Below are 22,552 nucleotides of genomic sequence, written 5' to 3'. Positions count from 1 at the left end.
GTCACAACCGCGCCAGCTGCCCCTGCGGTCCGGGGCTCGACGCGGCGGCGGTGACGCTGAACCGGCCCGGTCCGAAGGTCTCCTCGCCGGTCGGGCCGGACGAGATCTGCCGGATGCTCGCGCTCAGATCTGCCTCGACCCCGCCGGGCAGCTTCAACCTGATCAGGAACGGCAGCACCAATCCCACGACCATCAGCCCGACGAGCACCGGCGTGAGCGTCGTCAGCATGACGCCGGTGATCTTGTCCGACAAGAAGAACGCGACCCACAACGCGATCAGCGCGGCGATCCCGACGACCACCACGATGACGCTGCCCGCCGTGCTGCTCCGGGTGATCCGCAGGCTTTCCTCCATGATCTGCAGGCTGCGCTGCGCCTCGACGTTCCCCGGATCGAGTTTCACGCACCGGCGCAGATCGCGGATCGCCTTGCGCCGCTGCATCGGCTTCGCGGGAAAGTCCCCGGCGGACTCAGCCAGTTTGTACCGCGCGACGGCGGCGACGAAGTACGGTTCGGCTTCGTTCGAGGCAAGGGAAATCGCCTCCTGCGCGCGAGCGAGCGCGTCGGCGTGGAACTGCCGTCCCTGGGTGGCGTCGCCGCGTTCGATGAGCAATTTGGCCACTGCCACCAGCAATTGCCACCGCGGCAGGTCACAGTCGTCGCGGCGCAACGCTTGCTGCAGCACGTCCTCGCCCTCGACGAAATCCCCCGCCGACCGCATCAGCGCGACCGCGAGCCCGAGGCTCGCGCTGCCGTTGGCCGGATCGATCTGGCGCGCCTGCCGGAAATGCCGCGCGGCACTGGCGCTCGGTTTGCCCGCCGGATCGTCGATTCCCTGCTGCAGATGGAGATACCCGAGTTCGACGTGCGCCTGCGCGTCGAACCAATCGCGTTCCAGCGCCGCGTTGAGGTGCGCTTCCGCCTCGTCGAACCGGCCGAGCTGCGAGTAAAGCGCGCCGAGATCGACGTAGCTGGCGTGATGGTGATCCAGTTCGACCGCACGGCGGAAATGCTGCTCCGCCTGAGCGAACTGCCGCCGCTGGAAATTGAGCACCCCAAGGCAGGTGTGCGCGGCGTGATACTGCTTTTCCTTCTCCAGTACGGAAAAACAAAGCTTCTCAGCTTCGTCCCGACGCTGCGGCGTAGCCTGCCGAACCAGGCACCAGGCGAGACCGAACTGGTGATCAGCGCTGTCCGGCTCCTTCTCGCACGCAGCACGGAACCGTTCCTCCGCAGCCGGGTAATCCCCCGAGGCGAACCGGATCCACCCCGATTGCGCCGCGGTTTCGGCCTCCTCGCCGGAATTCCGGGCATCGGCCCGCAACAACGCGAGCTGCTGGTCAGCTTCGTCCAGCCGACGGCTGTCGTGGTAAATCCAGACGAGTTCCTCGCGCAGCGACCGGCTCCACGGCATCCGTTCCAGCGCCTCGGCGACGCCCCGCTCGGCCTCGTCGAAGCGGCGCAGCGAGCGCAGCGCGGCAGACCGGCCGGTGATCGCGTCGACGAGGAACGGATCGATCCGCAGCGCCCGGTCGAACCAGCCGATGCTCTCCTCGTACTTCAGCTGTTCGTCGTGCAGCAGACCCATTTCCACGAGCAGGTCGGGCTCGTCCGGACGCCGTTCGATCGCTTCCTTCGCCGCTTCTTCAGCCTCCGGGAACCGGCGGAGGCGCCGCAGCGCGGTCACCCGCCATTCCAGCGCCAGCCTGTGCAACGGATCGAGGTCGAGGGCCTGCCGGATGCTGTCCAGCGCCTCCTCGAAATGCCCCTCGTCGCCCAGCAGCAAGGCGCGTTCCACCAGCAGGTCAGGGGTATCCGGGCAGAGCGCGATCGCTTCCTTCACCGCGGCCCGCGCTTCGCCGAACCGCCGCAGCCGACGCAACGCGGTCACCCGCCATTCCAGCGCGCTGGCGTGCTTCGGGTCGACCGCCAGCACCTGGTCGTACCATTGGAGAGCTTCCTCGGCGCTGCCGTGGGTGCGGCAGAGCGCCGCCATCTGCATCAGGCCGGCGGGGTTGCCCGGCTGCCGGTCGAGGATCGTCTGTGCGCTCTCCTTCGCCTCGTCGAACCGGCGCAGCCGCAAGCACGCCACCGACAGGGCCAGCAACGCCCAGGCCCGTCCCGGATCGAGGTCCAGCGCCCGGCGGAACGCGTCCACTGCCTCCTCGAACCGGGACTGGTCGTAGCGCACCCAGCCCAGCTGCACCAGGAGGTCCGGCTCGTCCGGACGCAGCTCGATCGCCTCGTTCGCCGCCGCTTCGGCCTCCTCGAACCGCCGCAGCTGGCGCAGCGAAGCCACGCGCTCCCCCAGCGCCCGAGCGTGCGCCGGATCGAACTCCAGCACCCGTTCGCACCACGAAAGCGCCTCGTCGAACCGGAACCGATCGGTCGCCAGCCAGGCCCGTTGCATCAGCAGTTCCGGTTCGTCCGGGCAGTGCTGGACCGCTTCCGCGAAGATCGCCTCGGCCTCGCCGTGCCGGCGCAGCGAAACCAGCGCCGACATCCGGGACCGCCAAGCCCAGGAGGACCCGGGGTCGAGGTCGGCGGCTCGCTGGAACCAGTCCAGCGCCCGGTCGTATTCGTGCTGTTCGCTGTAAACCCAGCCCCGGTGCACCAGCAGGTCCGCGTTCTCCGGACAGCGCGCGATCGCGTCCTCCGCCGCCGCTTCGGCGTCGGAATAACGGCGCAGGTCGCGCAGCGTCTCGATTCTCGACCGCAGCGCGGGCAGATGCGCGGGCTCCAGCGCCAGCGCCCGATCGTAGCGTTCGAGAGCCTCCTCGTGCCGGAGCAAATCCCCGGCGACCCACCCGGCGAGCACCCAGCGAGCGGGGTCGTCCGGATGCTGTCCGACAGCCTCTCGCACGACCTCCTCGGCCGCTTCGAACCGCCGCAGCCCGCGAAGCGCGAACACCCGGCTCTGCAGCACGCTCAGGTCCTGCGGATCGACGGCGAACGCCCGCTCGGCCCAGCTCAGCGCCTCCTCGAAGCGGAACTGGTCCTCGGCCACCTCGCCCGCTGTCAGCAGACCGCCCACGTCGCCCGGCATGAGGTCGATCGCCTCCTGGGCGGCAGCCTCCGCCTCGGCGAACTTCCGCTGCTTGCACAGCAGGTCCACCTTCGACAGCAAGGTGAGTTTGTCCCGCGGTTTGACCGCCAGTAGCCTGTCCGCCCAGCCCACCGCCTCCTCGAAGCGCGACTGGTCCTTGGCCAGCCAGCAGCCCTCTTTCACCAGGTCCGGGTCATCGGGGCGGATTTCGAGCGCGTCCCGCAGGGCCGTCTCGGCTTCGCCGAACCGCTTCAGCAGCCGCAGTTTCCGCACCCGCCACCGATGAGCCACGCCGAACCGCGGAGCGATTTCCAGCGCTCGTTCGAACCAGGTCAACGCCTCCTCGTCGCGCTCCCGGTAATCGGCCACCCAGCCCATCTCGGCCAGGAGCCGCGGTTCGCGGGGAAGCAGCTCCAGCGCCGCCTTGGCCGCGTCCTCCGCCTCCTCCGCCCGGTCCAGGTACCAGAGGGTGCTGACCTTCGACCGCAGTGCCCACTCGCTGCGCGGATCGACCGCCAGCGCGCGTTCGTACCAGGCCAGCGCCTCTTCGTCGCGGTCCCGCTGGTCCTCCATCCAGCCCATCGTCGTCAGCGGATCCGGCTCTCCCGGATGCCGCTCGATCGCCCGCAGGCCGGCCGCCTCCGCTTCCTCGTACCGGTTCAGCGAAGCCAGCGCCATCACTCGCCAGCGCTCCGTGTCGATGCGCCCGGGATCCGCCGCCAGCGCCTGTTCGAAGATCGGCAGCGCGCTCGCCCAATCCTCCTGATCGCAGTAAATCCGCGCCCGGGCGTGCAGGATCTCCGCGTCGTCCGGGAACCGGATCAGCCCCGCTTCGGCCGCTTCGTGCGCCTCCTCGAACCGGCGGAGCTGGCTGAACGCGGCCACCAGCCACGCCGCCGCCAGAGCCGGGGACTCCGGGCAGTTCACCGCGTGCGCGAAGGACTCCAGCGCCTCTTCCCGGCGGTACTGGATCAGCTGCACCTTCCCCAGCGCGATCCACCGCGCCGGGTCGTCCGGGAAGTCCCGCACCGCCCGGCGGCCCAGTTCCTCGGCCTCGTCCAGCTTCCAGTCGTCGCTCAGCCGGTCGATCGCCTCGGCGGTGGCCGGTTCCGTCACGGGAGTCCCTTTCCTTCGCAAAGCCCGCGCACAGCATGCCTGGTCTGGACAGGTTCTGTCTGCCGATCCGCGGTCATGGCCCGAGCGCGCGCCTGGCCGCCCGGCCCACCGCCTCCGCCACCGCGGCCAGCGGCGGCGAGTCGAGCTTCCACTGCTGCCAGTACAGCGCCACGTCCACCGCCCGGTCCGGGGCGAGATCGACCAGTTCCCGCCCGGACAGCTGCAGGTCCGGCACCATTCCCCACCCCAGCCCCGCGGCCACCGCGTCCACAAAGGACACCGAAGCCGGGATGTAGTGCCGCACCCGGCCCGGCAGCTTGCGGCGGGTCAGGCGGCGCAGAAACCGGTCCTGCAGATCGTCCTTTCGATCGAACAGCACCGCCGGCGCGGCAGGCAGCCGCTCCGCCAGCGAACCGCCGTCGAGCCAGCGCCGCACGAACTCCGCCGACGCCACCGCGCGGTACCGCATCGTGCCGAGCCGGCTGACCGTGCAGCCCTGCACCGGCTGCGGCGTCGCCGTGATCGCGGCCATCACCAGCCCCTCGCGCAGCAGGGCCGCGGTGTGGTCCTGGTCGTCGCTGCGCAGGTCGAACGAGACCGGCGGTTCGGCAGGCACCTCTTCGAGCGCGGACAGGAACCAGGTGGCCAGCGAGTCCGCGTTGACCGCGATCGGCAGCGTCGTCGCCACGCCGGGACCGCCGAGGCCGAGTTCCGCGCGCGTGTCCGCTTCGAGCCGGGTCAGCTGCCGCGCGAACCGCACCAGCACCTCGCCGGATTCGGTGAGCCGCACGGGTTTCGACCGCAGCACGAGCACCCGGCCGATCCGCTGTTCCAGCGCTTTCACCCGCTGGCTCACCGCGGGCGGCGTCACGTGCAGCACCGCCGCGGCGCGGTCGAACGACTGCTCGTCCACCACCGCGAGCAAGGTGCGGACCTGGTCGAGCGGAAGATCGGACATCACGATCGCTTATCTTAGTTCAGAATCTTTACCTGGAATAATGGTCGGCCCGGCTCTTAACGTCGGCGGGGTGATCGCTGCGCTCAGCGCCGGGTTCGGCACCGGCATGTCCCTCATCGTCGCCATCGGCGCGCAGAACGCCTTCGTGCTCCGCCAAGGACTGCGCGGCGGCCTCGTCGTGCCGGTGATCCTCGTCTGCACGCTGTCCGACGCGATCCTCATCGCCGCCGGGGTAAGCGGGATCGGGGCGGTGCTGCAGCGGTGGCCGTCAGGGATCAAAGCGATCGCGATCGTCGGCGGCCTCTTCCTTGTGGGGTACGGGATCCTCGCCGCGCGCCGCGCCTTCCGGCCGGGCACGCTGACCGTCTCGCCCGCGGACCTGAGCTCCCCGAAGCGCACGCTCCTCACCTGCCTCGCGCTCACCTGGCTCAACCCGCACGTCTACCTCGACACCGTTCTCCTCGTCGGCTCCGTCGCGGCCGGACACGGCGACAGCCGCTGGCTGTTCGGCATCGGCGCGGTGGTCGCGAGCGCGGTCTGGTTCAGCGCCCTCGGCCTCGGCGCGCGGCGGCTGTCCGGCGTCTTCGCCCGTCCCGCGGCCTGGCGGATCCTCGACGGCGTGATCGCGGCGACGATGATCGCGCTGGGCGTCGCCCTGCTTCTGCACCGGGGATGAACCGGCAGGCTTCCGGCGAACGAGACATTTAGTGTTGCTAATGACTCTGAGTCAGAGCTAACTTGGCGGCATGCCCGCTCCCCGGATCGACCTCGCCGAACGCGTCCTCACCGCCGTGCTGGGCGTACGACGCGTCGTGCGCCGCCGGGTGCGCGCCGAACTGCCCGGCCCGCATCTGCCGGGCTCGCAGGTGGAACTGCTGCGCGTGGTGCACCGGAACCCGGGAATCGGCGTCGCGGCGGCGGCCCGGGAACTGAGCCTGGCCGGGAATTCGGTGAGCACGCTCGTGAACGTGCTCACCGAGGCGGGCCTGCTGCGCCGCGAAGTCGACCCGGCCGACCGCCGCGCCGCGCGGCTGCAGCTCACCGACGCGGCCCGAGATCGGATGGCGGCCTGGCGGCGCACTCGCATCGGGCTGGTTTCCGCCGCGCTCACCCAACTGTCCGAAGAGGACACCTCGGCGATCGTCGCCGCGCTGCCCGCTCTCGAACGGCTTACCGAGGTGCTCAAGGAGGCGACGACATGAGCGCAGCTTGCCAGCGAATCATTGCCATTCATGCCGTCGCCGCTCAGGAAATCAGCGTGAAACTCCTCAAGGAGGCGACGGCATGAGCGAACCGGCTGTCCGCTGCACTGGCTTGCGTCACACCTTCGGCACCACGGTCGCGGTCGACGGCGTGGATCTCGCCATCGAACCCGGCGAAGTCTTCGGCCTCCTCGGTCCGAACGGAGCCGGGAAAACCACCACGATCCGGATGATCACGACGCTGCTGCCCGTGTCCGCGGACCGCATCAGCGTCTTCGGGCTCGACGTCGCCCGCCGCCGGATGGCCGTCCGCCGGCTGATCGGCTATGTCCCGCAACAACTTTCCGCCGACGGCGCGCTCACCGGCCGCGAGAACGTGTCGCTGTTCGCCCGGCTTTTCGACGTGCCACGAGGTCAGCGCGCTGCACAAGTGCGTGAGGCACTGGAACTGGTCGGGCTGGAGAGCGAGGCAGACCGTCCGGCCGGGCGTTACTCCGGCGGCATGATCCGCCGATTGGAACTGGCGCAGGCACTGGTCAGCTCGCCCCGTCTGCTGATCCTCGACGAGCCCACCATCGGCCTCGACCCGGTGGCCCGCTCCGCGGTCTGGGAACGGATTTCCGAGATCCGCGCCAAAACCGGGATGACCGTGCTCGTCACCACCCACTATATGGACGAAGCCGAGCAGTACTGCGACCGCGTCGCGCTGATGCACACCGGCCGGATCCGCGCGCTCGGCACCCCGGCCGACCTCGAAGCCGGGCTCGGCCCGGAGTCCACTTTGGACGACGTCTTCCGGACCGTCACCGGGAACGCGCTCGACACAGGAGGGATCCGCGATGTCCGTGCCGCTCGCCGCACCGCCCGCCGTCTCGGCTGACCCCGGCCCGCTGGGACAGCTGCGCGTGCTGTTCTCCCGGATCGGCGCGATGTGCCTGGTGGAACTGCAGAAACTCCGCCGCGACCAGACCGAACTGCTCACCCGGGCGATCCAGCCCGCACTGTGGCTGCTCATCTTCGGCGAAACGTTCACCCGGCTGCGCGCGATCCCGACCGGATCGGTGCCGTACCTCGACTATCTCGCGCCGGGGATCCTCGCCCAGTCCGCGCTGTTCATCTCCATCTTCTACGGCATCCAGATCATCTGGGAACGCGACGCGGGTGTCCTCGCGAAGCTGCTCGTCACGCCCACGCCGCGCGCCGCGCTGGTGGCGGGCAAGGCGTTCGCGGCCGGAGTGCGCGCGCTCGTGCAGGCGTTCATCGTGGTGATTCTCGCCGCGGTGCTCGGCGTCGGGCTCACCGCGAATCCGTTGCGGCTGCTGGGCACCGCGGTGGCCGTTGTGCTCGGTTCGGCCTTTTTCTGCTGTCTTTCGATCGTTATCGCCGGTTTGGTGCTTTCGCGCGAAAGGCTGATGGGCATCGGCCAGGCGATCACAATGCCGCTGTTTTTCGGGTCCAACGCGCTCTATCCGGTGAACCTGATGCCGTCCTGGCTCAAGGTTCTGAGCCACGCGAACCCGCTCAGTTACCAAGTCGATGCCTTGCGGGGACTCTTGATCGGCACCCCTGCGAACCTCGGAGCCGACTTCGGCGTCTTAGTGGGTGCGACCGCGTTGGCGATCGCGGTCGCTTCGGCTCTGCTCGGAAGGTTGGCTCGATGAAACACCCTCGTCCGCACACCGGTTTCTCACGAGGACAGGCATAACGTGGGAACCGTGTCTCGTCGCAGGGGGATAGCCCCGTTCCTCGGATTGTGCGTGCTGGCCGGGATTCTCGTCGCGGGCGCGCTGGCCCCGGTCGCGATCGGAGCCGGCGTGCTGTCCAACCAGGTGAGCGATTCCGTCGACTCCATTTCCGCCGATCTCGTGCACGCGGAGCCGCCGCTCGTCACCACGGTCACCGACCGGAACGGCGGGACGATCGCGACTTTGTACGCGCAGTACCGCATTCCGGTCACTTCCGCGCAGATCTCCCCGGCGATGAAAGCCGCGATCGTCGACATCGAGGACCGCCGGTTCTACAGCGAGGGCGGCGTCGACCCGCAGGGCATGCTCCGCGCCGCGGTGCACAACAGTTCCGGCGGGAACCTGCAGGGCGCGTCCACGCTCACCCAGCAATACGTGAAGAACTACCTCGTGAACGTCGTGGACCGCGACAACAAGGCGGCGCAGCAACGGGATCAGGAGGATTCGCTGGCGCGCAAACTGCGCGAGGCTAAGATCGCCGTGCAGCTGAGCCAGACCGTGTCCAAGGACGACATCCTGGCCGACTACCTGAACGTGGTCGAGTACACCGGCACGGTCTACGGCGTCGGAGCCGCCGCGCAGGCGTATTTCGGGACGACAGCGGACAAACTGACCGTGCCGCAGGCGGCGTTGCTGGCCGGGATGGTGAACAACCCCAACGTCTACAACCCGTACACGCATCCGGACAAGGCGCTCCAACGGCGCAATCTGGTGATCGATTCGATGGTGTCCGCGCGCTCGATCCCGGCGTCCTACGGGGCGACCGCGAAGGCGACTCCGTTGGGCCTCAGCGGTTCGCGGCCGCAGGCGCCGTCGAGCACCTGCCTCGGCGCGGCCCCGGACGCCGGGTTCTTCTGCGCGTACGCGGTGCGCTACCTCGTGCAGTCCGGGCTCACCGCCGACCAGATCGACACCGGCGGGTACACCGTGAAGACCACAATGGATCCGCACGTGAGCCAGGTGACGAAGGACGCGGTGAACGCGAACGTGCCGACCACCCAGGACGGCGTCGCGAACACCTTCGCGATCGTGCAGCCCGGCAGCGACGGGCACCAGGTCCTCGCGATGGTCGCGAACCGCAACTACGGCACCGATCCCGACCAGGGCGAGACGTCGACGAACATCGTGGCCGACGCGAGCAACAAGTTCGGCGCCGGCTCGTCGTTCAAGATCTTCACCTCGGCCGCGGCGATGGTCACCGGGAAAGCGGGCCTGAACACGCCGCTGACGAACCCGTTCAGCGACTGTTTCAACCCGCCCAACATGAACCGGTACACGCACTGCTATCCGGTGAGCAACGACGGCACGAGCTACCCGAACCCGATCTCGCTGGCCACGGGATTGGCGACGTCGCCGAACGTCGCCTTCGTCGGCCTGGAGGCGCAGGTGGGCATGCCCGCGGTGCTGGACATGGCGCGGAAACTGGGCCTGCGCAACACGATGGCGACCAACGACGCGGGCAGCAAGCCGATCACCGACCCGTCCGACGCGCGGTCGAAGAACCCGCAATACAACGAACCGCAGTCGCAGTACTTCCAGAACCTGCTGTCCTTCACGCTGGGAAACAGCCCGGTGAGCCCCTTGGAGATGGCGAACGTCTCGGCCACCCTGATGAGCGGCGGCATGTGGTGCCCGCCCGACCCGATCCTGTCCGTCACCGACCGCCACGGCCAGCCGGTTTCCCTGCACCAGCAGGCGTGCGAACAGGTGATCCCGCCCGGCGTCGCGAACACGCTGGAGGCCGGGCTGAGCCAGGACACCACCGTCGGCACGTCCGCCCGCGCGGCCCAGTCGGCCGGATGGACCCACCCGGACATCGGCAAGACCGGAACCACGCAGGAAAGCGAATCCGTCGCGTTCGTCGGCGGGGTCGACCACTACGCGGTGTCCTCCATGGTCTTCGCCGACGGCCCCCACCCCCAGGAAATCTGCCCCGGCACCCCAGTCCACCTTGGCAACTGCGGCCACGGCGCGTTCGGCGGCACGGTCGCCGCGCCGCCGTACTTCACCGCGATGAACCAGCTCCTGGCCGGACAGCCAGACGTCCCGATCCCTCCCCCGGACCCTGCCTACCTGGACGCCCACGCCTGATCCGCTCTGGCTTTGCGCGCGCCGTGAGGGGAACCCTGAGGGACTCTGATTCCCTCGGGGTTCCCCTCACGGACTTCCCTCTGCCGCGCGCTGCGAAGATCGTCGCCGGAAGGAGGTGATCGAGCCGTGTCCCGTCGAGCCGACCGGTCTGCCTCATCGCTGGAGCAGATCGAAAACTCCGACTGGGGAGACCCGCCCGCCGACGCGACCCGGCTCATCGAAACCGTGCATCGCTTGCGGCGCAAGCCCATCGGCCTGCTCACCGCCGAGGACCTCCGCCTCTTGCTCGGCCAGGACGTCGGCGTGCCGATTCTCCTGCCGCGAGCGCTGACGATGCTGGAGGAGGACCCGCTCTGCGAAGGCGACCTCTATCCCGGCGACCTTCTCGCGTCGGCGCTGCGCGTTCCGCCGTCCCACTGGCACGCCCGCCCGGAGCACCTCGAGCGGCTCGAACGCGTCATCGCGGCGATCGACACCACCGCTGAGGACTTCGACCTGCTCCGCGAGCCCATCGCCAAGTTCCGCGAGCAACTCCGCTCCTGACCGGCAGAATCCGCGGCCGCCCGACCACCTGCGGCCGCGCCGAGGGCTTTGCCCCGGCCTGCGCACCGCAATCGCCCCTGCCTGGGCACCCCGCGAAGTTCGCACCAGCTGCGGCCCGGAGCGAGGCCCCCTGCGGCCAGGGCACTCCGCGCAGCCCGCCCGAAGTCCGCAACCAGCCGTGCCCCGCAGCGCGATCTTCGCTCGCCGACCGGATGGCCGCCTTCCTCGAGCAGCTCCGCGCCCGGCCACCACCCCATTCCAGAGCCGCCCGCACCCCCAATCAACCAGGTCCCGACTGCGCTCCGTGCCCCCGCGAGCGCCGTCCGATGTTGCGTCTTCCTGACGGTCGTAAAACGTATTACAGTAGCTGGACGCGTGAATGGCCGTCGTCTGAATTGGGGGCACGTGGTGCAGCTCCAGCCGAGTGCGCATGTCGACACGTTCTGCCGGGACCACCTCCCGCCGTTCGAGCAGTGGCCGCGGTTGTGGTTCGACCTGCCCGAACTGCAGTACCCAGACCGGCTCAACGCGGCCACTCGCCTGCTCGACGACACGATCGCGCGCTGGGGAGCGGACCGTCCCGCGCTGCTGTCCCCCACCGAATCCTGGTCCTACGGCGAGCTTCTGACCCGCGCCAACCAGATCGCCCACGAGCTCACCGCGCAAGGCGTCGTGCCGGGGAACCGCGTGCTGCTGCGCGGGCCGAACACGCCGTGGCTCGCCGCGTGCTGGCTCGGCGTCCTGAAAGCGGGCGCGGTCGCCGTCGCCACCATGCCGATGCTGCGCGCGCACGAGCTGTCGAAGATCATCGAAGCCAGCTCGCCCGTCATCGCCCTCTGCGACCACCGGTACCCCGACGAACTTCAGTCCTTCGATCTTCCGCTGGTCCCCTACGGCGGCGACACTCCCGACGACCTCGCCGCCCGCTGCGCCACCCGCCCCGAGACCTTCGAGGACGTCGACACCGCCGCGGACGACGTCGCCCTCCTCGCCTTCACCTCAGGCACCACCGGCCGTCCCAAAGCGACCATGCATTTCCACCGCGACCTGCTCGCCATCGCCGACACGTTCTCCCGGCACCTGGTCAAACCCCAGGAAACCGACCTGTTCTGCGGCACGCCCCCGCTGGCGTTCACCTTCGGCCTCGGCGGCCTGCTGGTGTTCCCGCTGCACGCCGGCGCCGCGACGCTGCTCATCGAACGCGCCACCCCGGCCGAGCTGGCGGACCTCGTCGCCGAGCACCAGGTGACCGTCCTGTTCACCGCGCCCACCGCGTACCGGGCGATCCTGGCGTCCGACCGCCGGCCGCTGCTGTCCGGCTTGCGCCGCGCGGTATCGGCGGGCGAGGCTTTGCCCGAATCCGTCGCGACCGACTTCCACGAGGCGACCGGCCACTGGCTCATCGACGGCATCGGCAGCACCGAAATGCTGCACGTCTTCATCTCCGCCGCCGACGAGGACGCCCGCCCCGGCGCCACCGGCCGCGCCGTCCCGGGCTATCGCGCGCAGATCGTCGACGACGAAGGCCGCCCCGTCCCCGACGGCACCCCCGGCCGGCTGGCCGTCCAAGGCCCGACCGGCTGCCGCTACCTGGCCGACGACCGGCAAACCGTCTTCGTCGAGGACGGCTGGAACCTGACCGGCGACACCTACGTCCGCGACTCCGACGGCTACTTCCACTACCGCGCCCGCAGCGACGACATGATCGTCTCGTCCGGATACAACATCGCCGGTCCCGAGGTCGAGGAGGTACTGCTGCGCCACCCGGACGTGCTGGAGTGCGCCGTGGTCGCCGCCCCGGACGACGCGCGGGGCTCGATTGTCGCGGCTTACGTGGTCCTCAACGACGGCGTTCTCGGCGACGAAGCGAAGGCAAAGGAACTCCAGGAGTTCGCGAAATCCCTTGCCGCACCGTACAAATACCCGCGTCGGGTGGAGTTCATCCCGGACCTGCCGCGCAACCCGAGCGGGAAGGTGCAGCGGTACCTGCTGCGACGGCGCGCCGCCGAACCGGTGAGCTGAATTCTCCGCGCGCTGGCCCGCTCACCGAAACCGGATTCTCGCTCGCCTCAACCGAACCGCCTCGGTCCAGCTGCCGTCGCAATGCGACCGCCATGCCGCACTCCTCGGCCCGCCCGCCGAAACCCAGCCCGTCCAGCCGATCCTGGTCCAGCCGCAACCGTCGCCCGCCCCGAGGGAACCAGGCGAAACCGGTCCTCAGTCCAGCTGCCATCCCAACGTGACCACCGTGCCGTCCGAGCTGGTCCGCACATCCGCCCGATCCGCCGTCGCCTGCACCAGCAGCAACCCGCGTCCGCGCACCGAGACCGGATCGTCCTCGGTGTCGTCCGGCGGACGCCACTCGCCGTGGTCCGCGATCACGACCTCGACGCTGCCCGGCCGGCACACCGCGTCGAGATCCACCAGCCCGGGCTCGCCCGGATACGCGTGATCCGCGACGTTCGCCAGCGCCTCGTACCCGGCCAGCACGATGTCGTGCGCCCGGTCGTCCGGGATGCCCGACTCCAACGCCCACGCCAGCAACCGGTGCCGCAACGCGCGCAACGCCCCCGGTTCCGCCACGATCCCGTGACAGCTCAGTGCGCGGGTGTCCTCCTGCACGTCCATGGTCAACCGCCCGCTCCGGCCACCCCGGCCAGCGCCTGGTCGACCGAGGGGAAGAGCGAGATCCACTCGTCGAGTCCGGTGGTCGTGAACGGCCGCGAGGTGATCGAAGACGTGCTCACCACCCGCAACGCGCCCGCGTCGAGCTGGCGATGCGCGCCGGCCAGCACCTGGAGCCCGGACGAGCTGAGGAAGTCGACCGCGCGCAGGTCCACGACCAGCACGCCGGGCTCCCGCTCGAGCACCCCGCCCACGAACTCGCCGAGTTCCGGCGCGGTGACCAGATCGATCTCCCCGCCCACGGTCACGACCGCGGCCGGTCCCCGCCACCGGACGGAAACCTCGAGGTCGCCCATGTCCTGCCCGTCTGCCGAAGCCACGGCCCCCGATCCTGCCCGATCGGAGGACGGATCGCCAGCGGACCGCCGGTCGGCCCCTACGCGAGACCCCCGCCCGGCCGCGCATCCGCTCGGCCATCAGCGGGCCCGGCGCACGCCACTTGCGGTGAACCGCACGTCAACCCGAGCGACTGATCGAACCTGGTGCCTCGACGGGATCACGGGGATCCGCCAGAAACGATCCGCCTGCCGGGACCCCGATGCCGCGAGCGCGGCCGACGTGCCCGACCCCAGGTCGAGGTTTTTCAGTTACAGGCGCTGTACCGCGAGCGGGCCTGCCGGTGCTCAGCGATCCGCGCGGCCGCGTGTCCGTCTCGCCGTCAGCCAGCCGACGGACTGTCACACACCATCCCTCGCTTAGGAGAACTCAGGAGAACCGGTCCGGATCGGCCGCTGCCCATTCCTCTGCCCAGCCCTTCGGCGGCTCTCCCAGCAACTCCCCCGGCGACAGCCAGTCGTACCACTCCGCATACGACAGCACCGTCCGCGCATCCACCCGCCGTCGTAGCAACCGCGGCGAAAGCTCCGCCGGATCCGAAACCCCCATCGCCGCCATGATCCGCATCGCCGACGCGACCGTGGCCTCCTGATAACGCCGCACCCGCTCGGTCTTGTCCCCCACGTCCAGCGCCCGCCCCCGGCGCGGATCCTGCGTCGCGACCCCCACCGGGCACTTGTTCGTATGGCACCGCTGCGACTGGATGCACCCCACCGCGAACATCATCGCCCGCGCCGCGTTCGTGTAGTCCGCGCCCTGGATCAGCCGCTTCACCACGTCCGCCCCCCGTCGCGACCTTTCCGCTCGCCCCGAGCCGGATCCGGTCCCGCAATCCGGTGCCGACCAGTGCGTTGTGGACAGTGTGCAAGCCCTCGGTGAGCGGCGTGCCGAGGTGATCCGCGAACTCCAGCGGAGCGGCGCCGGTGCCGCCTTCCGCGCCGTCGACCACGATGAAATCCGGCGTGACCCCTTCAGCCAGCATCGCCTTGCACACCGCCAGCACCTGCACCCGCGAACCGACACACAGTTTGAACCCAGTCGGTTTCCCGCCGGCCAACTCGCGCATCCGGGCAATGAACAGCACGAGTTCCCGCGGCGTCGAGAACACCCGATGATACGGCGGGGAAACCACGGTCTCCCCTAAAGGAACTTCGCGCACCCGGGCGATTTCCGCGTTCACCTTGGTTCCCGGAAGCACCCCGCCCATCCCGGGCTTAGCGCCTTGCGAAAGTTTGAGCGAAACGCATTTCACCGAATCGTGCGCGGCTTTGTCGGCGAAGGTCGAGGGATCGAAATCGCCGTCCGAGGTTCGGCAGCCGAAGTACCCGGTGCCGATTTCCCAGATCAGGTCGCCGCCGCCGCGGAGGTGATACTCCGACAGCCCGCCCTCGCCGGTGTCGTGGGCGAATCCGCCGCGGACGGCTCCCTGGTTCAGCGCGAGGATTGCGTTGCTGGACAAGGAACCGAAGCTCATCGCGGACACGTTCAGCAAAGCCATCTCGTACGGCCGGGTACAGTCCGGCCCGCCGACCCGAACCCGCGGCGCAGTATCCGGAACCGGCACCGGCGCGAGTGACGGGACGAGGAATTCGTATCCCTCGGCGTACACGTCGCGCTCGGTGCCGAATGGTTCCTCCGCGGCCGTTCCCTTGGCGCGCTGATACACTATGGACCGGACGTCACGGTCGTAAGGGCGACCGTCGAAGTTGCGTTCCACGAAATACTGCTGCAATTCCGGCCGGATGCTTTCGAGCAGGAACCGCAGGTGCCCGAGCACCGGATAGTTCCGCAGGACCGAATGCCGCCGCTGGGTCACGTCGTACGCCCCGGTCGCCGCGAGCACCAGCAACGGCGCCGCCAGGAACCACCACCACGCCGACACCGCCGCGCTGAGCGCCACTGCCCCGGCCGCGAGCACGGCCAGCCCCGCGACCAGTCCGAATCGGACCACACTGAGTCTTGCCACGGCGTAGAAACTAAACCCCGCCGCCAAGCCGCGCAGGTCGGCTAGACCAGCTCCGGCTGCTTGGCCGCGGCCAGCCGCTTCGAGCGAACCGCGAGGACGATCAGCACCGCCGGGAACAGCAGGTCGCAGACCAGGACGCCGCCGGTGTTGCCCGGCGCGTGGTCGCCGTTCGCGAACCACTGGTACACGTGGCCGATCAGCGCGCCCCACAGGAACATCCCGGCCCCGAGACCGACGGTGATGCGTTCCCGGGCGGTCGCCGAGGCCGAGGCGGCGCGGAAGCCCATCACCGCGAGCCCGAGGTTGGCGAACGCGATCTCGAACTGGAACGCCGACGGGGCGAATCCGATGGTCTCGGCCATCACGCCCGGCGCGCCGAGGAACGCGAGGACCATCCACAAGCTGCCGCACCCGAGCGCGGCGACGGCCCACCACCGCTGCCAGGTTTCGAGTCTGGCCTGCGGCGAAGGGCTCTTCCGGGTGCGGACCAGCGCACCGACGACCGCGATCAGCGGCCAGATCAGGGGGAACAGGGTCTGAGCGACGTAAGGGATCTCCATGCCGATGAGTCTTGCATAGTTAATATTAACTCGTCAACACTCCTGGTAGGCTCGCCTTCGTGGACGACGGACTTGCCGAAGCGCTGCATCGAGTGGTGTTCCTCCTGGGCGAAGCCGCGCGACAGCGCGCGGACGGCTCAGGCGGATTGACGTACAGCCAGCTGCGGCTGCTGGGCACAGTGGAAGACATCGAACCCGCGACGCAGCATCAGCTGGCGCAGGCGATGTCGGTATCCGACCCGGCGATCAGCCGCGCGCTGCGCCCCCTGGAATCGGCCGGGCTCGTGCAGGTGCGCCAAGACCCCGAACACGCCCGACGACGGCTGGTCACCCTCACCGACGCGGGCCGCGCGGCCTTCCACGACACGGGAAAGCCGCTCCGGGACGAGTTCCGCGAGGCTTTGCTGAAGGCGGGCTTTCCGTACGAGCAGTACCTGCGCGACACCGAGCGGCTCGCGGAACTGCTGTCCTGAGCCGACTAACCTGACGACGCCACAGGTGTCGACAGAGGGTCATATTCGTCTTTATCTGACGAAATCAGGGTCCTTCCTGCAACATTACCGCGAGAAGGGAGCTATGCTGAGTCCATGTTGATCCGCTTCGAGGCCTCGAACTACCGGTCGATCGACGACCCTGTGGAGCTGTCCATGGTCGCGATCGACCGGGACCGCGAAGCCGCGAGGGAGGAGCCGCTGCTCGGCGAAAGCCTGCTGCCGGTGGCAGCAGTGTTCGGCCCCAACGCATCCGGAAAGTCCAACATCATCGCGGCCTTCGCCTGGCTTCGCGACGCCGTGCAGCATTCCCTGCGGACATGGGACGAGGAGATCCCGGTCGAGCCGTTCGCCTTCGGCACCGGCCCCACCGCTCCCAGCCAGTTCACAGTCGAGTCCACGATCGACGGAGTACGGTTCGAGTACGTCCTCGAATTGGATGCCGCCAAGGTGCGCTACGAGGGACTCTTCCACTACCCGGAAAAGAAGCGGCGCCGAATTTTCGAGCGCGAGGGCCAGGAACTGAAGCTCCAGCGCGGACTCGGCAAGCTTTCCGGAACCCGAGAGCTTCTGACCGAGCGAACGCTGGCCCTGTCCATCGCACGCCGATTCGACGAGCCGTTGGTTTCCGACTTTTCGCGGACAATCGTGCGCACGCAAACCCTCGGGCCGGTCCGCAGGCACGGCACGGCACGAAATCGCGACGGGAGGCCGCCATCCACCCATCAGCTGCGATCGACCTTTCGGTTCTTCCAGGAATCCGACCAACCGTCCCTCTTCGAGGAAGGCGCATTTCCGCATGTCCGGAGCGACAGTGACCGGGAACGCGCGCTGGCGCTTTTGCGACTCGCGGACCTGGGCATCGACGACGTCGTGATCGATCCGGGCCAGACGGAACTCGAACCGCTCAGCCGGCGAATCCGGCTCGTGCACCGCATCGCCGACGAGCGTGCGTCGCTGGAGTTCGCGGCGGAGTCCGATGGAACCAGAACCTGGTTTCATCTCATCGGCCCGGTTCTGACCGCACTGCACGAGGGATCTCTGCTGTTGTTCGACGAACTCGATGCCAGCCTGCATCCGACACTGTCCGCGCAACTGGTCCAACTGTTCCACGACCCGGGCACCAACCCGCTCGGCGCCCAGCTTGTCTTCACCTCCCACGACACGAACCTGCTCAACCATCTCAACCGGGACGAGGTCTGGCTCACCGAGAAAAACTCGCGCGGCGCCACCCGGCTGGGAGCGCTCGCCGAATTCGCCGGAGAGCGAGTCCGCAAGTCGCAGAACCTGGAGACCGCCTATCTGCACGGCCGATTCGGAGCACTTCCGCAAGTGGACCAAGCAGACTTCCTCCGCTCGCTCGGACTGATCGGCTGACGGCATTGTCTCCCCGCAGAACACAAGCCAAATCACTGAAGCGCGCTACCGCGAAGCGGCCGGAGCGGCGGACAATCGCGGTCTTCACCGAAGGAAAGAACTCAGAGCCGGACTACGTCAACGGGTTGAAGCGGCTTCCGCACATCGCTCGCGACGTCGCGCTGAACCTCGAGTTGCATCCCCAGCACGGAGTGCCGCTCACGCTCGTTCGGCTTGCGGTCGAGCGTGGCAAGGATCCTGAAATCGACGAGTGCTGGTGCATCTTCGACGTCGAATGGCCCAGAAATCACCCGCACCTCGAAACCGCGGTTTCCCTGGCCCGCAAGCACGGCATCGGCCTGGCTATCTCGAACCCGTGCTTTGAAATCTGGCTGGTGCTGCACCACAAAGACTTCGACAAGTTTTGCACGACCGCGGACATCGAGCGGGCGAGCCGCGCGCTGGACAAGCGGGCGGGCAAAAGCATCGACGCTTCCCAGTACCTGCCGTTGCGCACGCAAGCCGTACGCCGCGCTGTCGTCCTGGAGAAGCGTCATCGCCGCGACGGCACGAGATTTCCGCACGACAACCCGTCGTCCGGCATGAACGCGTTCCTGCACGCCGTCGAAGGCGACCAGCCTGCGGCTGGCCCTGACTGCCCCTGACGGCACAGAGCGAACCACCAGAACTCTGAAGAAAAAGGGGAACGACCGCACCGGTCATTCCCCCAAGACGGCTCAGTAAGCCAGATTAGGCCGCAGCCACCGCTCCACTTCGGACAGTTCCTCGCCGCGCCGGACCGCGTAGTCCTCCATCTGGTCGCGCCCTAGGCGGCCGACCGTGAAGTACCGCGAGTCCGGATGCGCGAAGATCAGCCCGCTCACCGCCGCGGCCGGGGTCATCGCGTACGACTCGGTCAGCCCGATTCCCAGCTCGTCGGCGCCCAGCAGCGAGAACAGGTCCTTCTTCTCGCTGTGGTCCGGGCTCGCCGGGTAGCCGAGCGCGGGGCGGATGCCGCGGAAGCGTTCCGCGTGCAGGTCCGCCAAATCCGGCTGCACGTCCGGCTCGAACCAGCGGCGGCGGGCCTCCAGGTGCAGGTACTCGGCGAACGCCTCGGCCAGCCGGTCGGCCAGCGCCTTCACCATGATCGCCCGGTAGTCGTCGTGTTCGGCCTCGTACTTGCGAGCCAGGTCCTCCGCGCCGTGGATGCCGACGGCGAATCCGCCCAGGTGGTCGCCGAAACCGGCGGGGGCGATGTAGTCGGCGAGGCACCGGTTCGCGCGGCCTTCCGGCTTCTGCGTCTGCTGGCGCAGCATCGGGAACTTCCAGTCCGAATACTCGCCGTCGAGCAGGATGTCGTCGCCCTCGGAATGCGCGGGCCAGAACGCGTACGCGCCGCGCGCGGTGAACGAGCCGTTCTCGATGATCTCGTCCAGCAGCTGGTTCGCGTCGTCGAACAGCTCGCGCGCGACCGGCTGGTCGAGGATCGCCGGGTACTTGCCCTTGAGTTCCCAGGCCAGGAACAGGAACTGCCAGTCGATCATCTCGCGCAGCTCGGGAATCGACGGTTCGGCCACGCGCACGCCGGTGAACTCCGGCGTCGGGATCTCGTCGAACGACACCTTCTCGGCGTTCGCCCGGGCCTGTTCGACAGTCAGCATCGGCGTCGAGTGCCGGTTTTCGTGCTGGACGCGCAGCCGCTGCTGTTCGGCGCGGTTGGCGGTGTCCAGCGCGTCCGCACGGTCGGTGTCGAGCAGGTCGGACACCACGCCGACCACTCGCGACGCGTCGAGCACGTGCACCGTCGTGTGGTCGTGCGCCGGCGCGATCTTCACCGCGGTGTGCTGTTTCGACGTGGTCGCGCCGCCGATCAGCAGCGGCAGCTTGAGCCCGCGCCGCTGCATTTCCTGCGCCACCGACACCATCTCGTCCAGCGACGGCGTGATCAGCCCGGACAGCCCGACGACGTCCGCGTGCTCGGCGACCGCGGTGTCGAGGATCTTCGCCGCGGGCACCATCACGCCGAGGTCGATCACCTCGTAGTTGTTGCAGCCCAGCACGACGCCGACGATGTTCTTGCCGATGTCGTGCACGTCGCCCTTCACCGTGGCGAGCACGACCTTGCCCTGCCCGCGAGTGGTCTCGAAGCGGCCCTCGGCCTGCATTTTGGCCTTCTCCGCCTCCATGTACGGCTCGAGGTAGGCCACCGAACGCTTCATCACCCGCGCGCTCTTCACGACCTGCGGCAGGAACATCTTCCCGGAGCCGAACAGGTCGCCGACGATCTTCATGCCGTCCATCAGCGGGCCTTCGATCACCTCGAGCGGCCGGTCGAACTTCTGCCGGGCCTCCTCGGTGTCGTCCTCGATGAAGTCCACGATGCCGTGCACCAGCGCGTGCGAAAGCCGTTCCGCCACCGGATTCTCGCGCCAGGACAGGTCGACGACGCGCTTGGTGCCGCTGCCCTTGACCGTCTCGGCGAACTCCACGAGCCGGTCGGTGGCGTCCTCGCGGCGGTCGAACAGGACGTCCTCGACCAGTTCCAGCAGGTCCTTCGGGATGTCCTCGTACACCGCGAGCTGGCCGGCGTTGACGATGCCCATGTCGAGCCCGGCGCGCACGGCGTGGAACAGGAACGCCGAGTGCATCGCCTCGCGCACGACGTTGTTGCCGCGGAAGGAAAACGACAGGTTCGAGATGCCGCCGGAGGTGTGCGCGCCCGGACAGCGTTCCTTGATCAGCGGCAGCGCCTCGATGAACGCCTTCGCGTACCCGTTGTGCTCGCTGATGCCGGTGGCGACGGCGAGCACGTTCGGGTCGAAAATGATGTCCTCGCCGGCGAAACCGGCCTCGCGAGTGAGCAGATCGTAAGCGCGGGAACAGATTTCGACCTTGCGCTCGACCGTGTCGGCCTGGCCCTTTTCGTCGAAGGCCATCACCACGACGCCGGCGCCGTAGTCGTGGATGCGCCGGGCCTGCTCCAGGAACGGGCCCTCGCCCTCCTTGAGGCTGATCGAGTTGACCACGCCCTTGCCCTGCACGCAGCGGAGCCCGGCCTCCAGCACGCTCCACCGCGAGCTGTCGACCATCACCGGGATGCGCGCGACCTCGGGCTCGGTGGCGATGAGGTTGAGGAATGTCGTCATCTCCTGCTCGGATTCGAGCAGGTCGGCGTCGAAGTTGACGTCGAGCAGGTTCGCGCCGCCGCGGACCTGCTCCAGCGCGACGTCCACCGCCGCCTGGTGGTCGCCCGCCTCGATGAGCCGGCGGAACTTCGCCGAACCGGTGACGTTGGTGCGCTCGCCGATCATCACGAACCCGGTGTCCGCGCCGATCTTGAACGGTTCGAGGCCGGAAAACCGCGTGCTCGCCTCGTGCGCGGGCACCGGCCGCGGCGGAAGGCCCTTGACGGCCTCGGCGATCTTGGCGATGTGCGCGGGCGAGGTGCCGCAGCAGCCGCCGACGATGTTGACCATCCCGGCTCCGGCGAATTCGCCGAGCATGCCGCCGGTTTCCTCGGGCGTCTGGTCGTAGCCGCCGAAGGCGTTGGGCAGGCCCGCGTTCGGGTGGCACGCGGTGTAGGTGTCGGCGAGTTTCGCCAGTTCCTCCACGTGCGGCCGCATTTCGGCGGCGCCGAGCGAACAGTTGACGCCGACGACCATCGGGCGCGCGTGCGCGACGGAGGTCCAGAACGCCTCGACGGTCTGGCCGGACAGGGTGCGCCCGGACAGGTCGACGATGGTCACCGAAATCCACAGCGGCAGGTGCGGCGCGACCTCGCGGGCCGCGGTGATCGCGGCCTTGCAGTTGAGGGTGTCGAAGATCGTCTCGATCATCAGCAGGTCGACGCCGCCGTCGGCGAGCGCCTGGATCTGCTCGGCGTACGAGGCTTTGACGTCTTCGTAGGTGACCGCGCGGTACGCCGGGTCCTCGACGCGCGGCGACAGCGACAGCGTGACGTTCAGCGGGCCGATCGACCCGGCGACGAACCGGTTGTCGAACTCGTTCGCGGCCTGGCGCGCGAGTTCCGCGGCGCGCAGGTTCATCTCGCGCACGCGGTCCTGCAGGCCGTAGTCGGCCTGGCCGATGCTGGTGGCGGTGAACGTGTTGGTGGTGGTGATGTCCGCGCCCGCGGCGAGGTACTGGCGGTGCACGTCGAGCACGACGTCCGGCCGCGTGAGGTTCAGCAGGTCCGGGTCGCCGGTGACGTCCTTCTCGTGCCCTTCGAGCCAGTCCGCCCGGTAGTCCTCGGGAGCGAGACCGGCGCCCTGCAGCATCGTGCCCCAGGCCCCGTCGAGCACGACGACGCGCTGGTCGAGCAGGTTCCGCAGGTTCTGGGTCATCGCCACCTCCGCATGAGTCCACGGAGGCGCCCTTGGATGGTGGTACCGGCCGAGCGTGGCGGACCACCGGTCCGTTGCAGCGCCTCTCGACCTGGTGGTCAAGACTACCGGATG

17 protein-coding genes, 1 pseudogene and 1 riboswitch are annotated in these 22,552 nt (G+C 68.8%); of the genes and pseudogenes, 10 read left to right on the top strand and 8 right to left on the bottom strand.

Annotated elements, in window-relative coordinates; all coding sequences use genetic code 11:
* Window position 1 precedes the first annotated feature (1 nt).
* Window positions 2-4,162 carry a tetratricopeptide repeat protein gene (locus tag ABD156_RS30290; RefSeq protein ID WP_344281379.1) on the bottom strand — a complete coding sequence of 1,387 codons (4,161 nt, stop codon included), beginning with the start codon at window positions 4,160-4,162 and terminating at the stop codon, window positions 2-4.
* Window positions 4,163-4,235: 73 nt separating this feature from the next.
* The gene (locus ABD156_RS30285; RefSeq protein ID WP_344281376.1) at window positions 4,236-5,120 is read right to left on the bottom strand and encodes a LysR family transcriptional regulator ArgP; all 885 of its coding nucleotides are present in this window, start codon (window positions 5,118-5,120) and stop codon (window positions 4,236-4,238) included.
* 40 nt (window positions 5,121-5,160) lie between these two features.
* Between ABD156_RS30285 and ABD156_RS30280 the strand changes: the two genes are divergently transcribed.
* The 7 genes from ABD156_RS30280 to ABD156_RS30250 all read left to right on the top strand — a co-directional run bounded on the left by ABD156_RS30280 (window position 5,161) and on the right by ABD156_RS30250 (window position 12,723).
* Window positions 5,161-5,796: a LysE/ArgO family amino acid transporter gene (locus ABD156_RS30280; protein ID WP_377928023.1), complete on the top strand. Its 636-nt coding sequence runs from the start codon at window positions 5,161-5,163 to the stop codon at window positions 5,794-5,796.
* Window positions 5,797-5,866: 70 nt separating this feature from the next.
* Window positions 5,867-6,322, top strand: coding sequence for a MarR family winged helix-turn-helix transcriptional regulator (locus ABD156_RS30275; protein WP_344281370.1), 456 nt, complete (start codon window positions 5,867-5,869; stop codon window positions 6,320-6,322).
* Between the two features lie 82 nt (window positions 6,323-6,404).
* Entirely contained in the window at window positions 6,405-7,202 is a 798-nt protein-coding gene (locus tag ABD156_RS30270; protein ID WP_344281367.1) for an ABC transporter ATP-binding protein, read from the top strand.
* Entirely contained in the window at window positions 7,162-7,983 is an 822-nt protein-coding gene (locus ABD156_RS30265; RefSeq protein ID WP_344281365.1) for an ABC transporter permease, read from the top strand. The genes ABD156_RS30270 and ABD156_RS30265 overlap by 41 nt, the downstream gene beginning before the upstream one ends.
* Before the next feature lie 45 nt (window positions 7,984-8,028).
* Window positions 8,029-10,158, top strand: coding sequence for a transglycosylase domain-containing protein (locus tag ABD156_RS30260; RefSeq protein ID WP_344281362.1), 2,130 nt, complete (start codon window positions 8,029-8,031; stop codon window positions 10,156-10,158).
* 126 nt (window positions 10,159-10,284) lie between these two features.
* Window positions 10,285-10,701, top strand: a complete 417-nt coding sequence (locus ABD156_RS30255) for a contact-dependent growth inhibition system immunity protein (protein WP_344281359.1) — start codon at window positions 10,285-10,287, stop codon at window positions 10,699-10,701.
* Window positions 10,702-11,109: 408 nt separating this feature from the next.
* Entirely contained in the window at window positions 11,110-12,723 is a 1,614-nt protein-coding gene (locus ABD156_RS30250; protein WP_344281482.1) for an AMP-binding protein, read from the top strand.
* Between the two features lie 195 nt (window positions 12,724-12,918).
* On the opposite strand, the gene ABD156_RS30245 is transcribed toward ABD156_RS30250, so the two are convergent.
* From ABD156_RS30245 to ABD156_RS30225, 5 genes and pseudogenes are all read right to left on the bottom strand, one after another.
* A complete protein-coding gene (locus tag ABD156_RS30245) occupies window positions 12,919-13,329 on the bottom strand; it encodes an ATP-binding protein (RefSeq protein ID WP_344281355.1) in 411 nt (136 codons plus the stop codon).
* Window positions 13,330-13,331: 2 nt separating this feature from the next.
* Window positions 13,332-13,706: an STAS domain-containing protein gene (locus tag ABD156_RS30240; RefSeq protein WP_344281352.1), complete on the bottom strand. Its 375-nt coding sequence runs from the start codon at window positions 13,704-13,706 to the stop codon at window positions 13,332-13,334.
* 385 nt (window positions 13,707-14,091) lie between these two features.
* The gene (locus tag ABD156_RS30235) at window positions 14,092-14,496 is read right to left on the bottom strand and encodes a glutamate synthase-related protein (RefSeq protein ID WP_344281479.1); all 405 of its coding nucleotides are present in this window, start codon (window positions 14,494-14,496) and stop codon (window positions 14,092-14,094) included.
* Window positions 14,497-14,575: 79 nt separating this feature from the next.
* A pseudogene (locus tag ABD156_RS30230) lies at window positions 14,576-15,196 on the bottom strand (glutamate synthase-related protein); the annotation flags it as partial.
* A gap of 533 nt (window positions 15,197-15,729) precedes the next feature.
* On the bottom strand, window positions 15,730-16,248 hold the full coding sequence (locus ABD156_RS30225) for a DUF6790 family protein (RefSeq protein ID WP_344281349.1): 519 nt from the start codon (window positions 16,246-16,248) through the stop codon (window positions 15,730-15,732).
* Window positions 16,249-16,307: 59 nt separating this feature from the next.
* On the opposite strand from ABD156_RS30225, the gene ABD156_RS30220 reads away from it, so the two are divergent.
* The 3 genes from ABD156_RS30220 (at window position 16,308) to ABD156_RS30210 (ending at window position 18,760) form a co-directional block, all read left to right on the top strand.
* On the top strand, window positions 16,308-16,721 hold the full coding sequence (locus ABD156_RS30220) for a MarR family winged helix-turn-helix transcriptional regulator (protein WP_344281346.1): 414 nt from the start codon (window positions 16,308-16,310) through the stop codon (window positions 16,719-16,721).
* A gap of 114 nt (window positions 16,722-16,835) precedes the next feature.
* Window positions 16,836-18,116, top strand: a complete 1,281-nt coding sequence (locus ABD156_RS30215) for an AAA family ATPase (RefSeq protein ID WP_344281344.1) — start codon at window positions 16,836-16,838, stop codon at window positions 18,114-18,116.
* A gap of 5 nt (window positions 18,117-18,121) precedes the next feature.
* Window positions 18,122-18,760: an RloB family protein gene (locus tag ABD156_RS30210; RefSeq protein ID WP_344281341.1), complete on the top strand. Its 639-nt coding sequence runs from the start codon at window positions 18,122-18,124 to the stop codon at window positions 18,758-18,760.
* 72 nt (window positions 18,761-18,832) lie between these two features.
* On the opposite strand, the gene metH is transcribed toward ABD156_RS30210, so the two are convergent.
* Window positions 18,833-22,438 (bottom strand): methionine synthase, encoded by a 3,606-nt coding sequence (metH, locus tag ABD156_RS30205; protein WP_344281338.1) that lies wholly within the window; start codon window positions 22,436-22,438, stop codon window positions 18,833-18,835.
* 17 nt (window positions 22,439-22,455) lie between these two features.
* Window positions 22,456-22,532, bottom strand: a riboswitch (S-adenosyl-L-homocysteine riboswitch).
* Between the last annotated feature and the right edge of the window lie 20 nt (window positions 22,533-22,552).

Source organism: Amycolatopsis albidoflavus (assembly GCF_039525725.1).
Lineage (GTDB): Bacteria > Actinomycetota > Actinomycetes > Mycobacteriales > Pseudonocardiaceae > Amycolatopsis > Amycolatopsis albidoflava.
The sequence above is the reverse complement of the archived record's forward strand: the minus strand, read 5'-3'. Positions and strand labels throughout refer to the sequence as shown.

Excerpts from the sequence above, each read along its gene's own strand:
- ABD156_RS30215 (WP_344281344.1), top strand. The coding sequence starts at position 16,836 with ATGTTGATCCGCTTCGAGGCCTCGAACTACCGGTCGATCGACGACCCT.
- ABD156_RS30275 (WP_344281370.1), top strand. The coding sequence starts at position 5,867 with ATGCCCGCTCCCCGGATCGACCTCGCCGAACGCGTCCTCACCGCCGTG.
- ABD156_RS30245 (WP_344281355.1), bottom strand. The coding sequence starts at position 13,329 with ATGGACGTGCAGGAGGACACCCGCGCACTGAGCTGTCACGGGATCGTG.
- ABD156_RS30285 (WP_344281376.1), bottom strand. The coding sequence starts at position 5,120 with ATGTCCGATCTTCCGCTCGACCAGGTCCGCACCTTGCTCGCGGTGGTG.
- ABD156_RS30280 (WP_377928023.1), top strand. The coding sequence starts at position 5,161 with ATGGTCGGCCCGGCTCTTAACGTCGGCGGGGTGATCGCTGCGCTCAGC.
- ABD156_RS30225 (WP_344281349.1), bottom strand. The coding sequence starts at position 16,248 with ATGGAGATCCCTTACGTCGCTCAGACCCTGTTCCCCCTGATCTGGCCG.
- ABD156_RS30265 (WP_344281365.1), top strand. The coding sequence starts at position 7,162 with ATGTCCGTGCCGCTCGCCGCACCGCCCGCCGTCTCGGCTGACCCCGGC.
- ABD156_RS30270 (WP_344281367.1), top strand. The coding sequence starts at position 6,405 with ATGAGCGAACCGGCTGTCCGCTGCACTGGCTTGCGTCACACCTTCGGC.
- metH (WP_344281338.1), bottom strand. The coding sequence starts at position 22,438 with ATGACCCAGAACCTGCGGAACCTGCTCGACCAGCGCGTCGTCGTGCTC.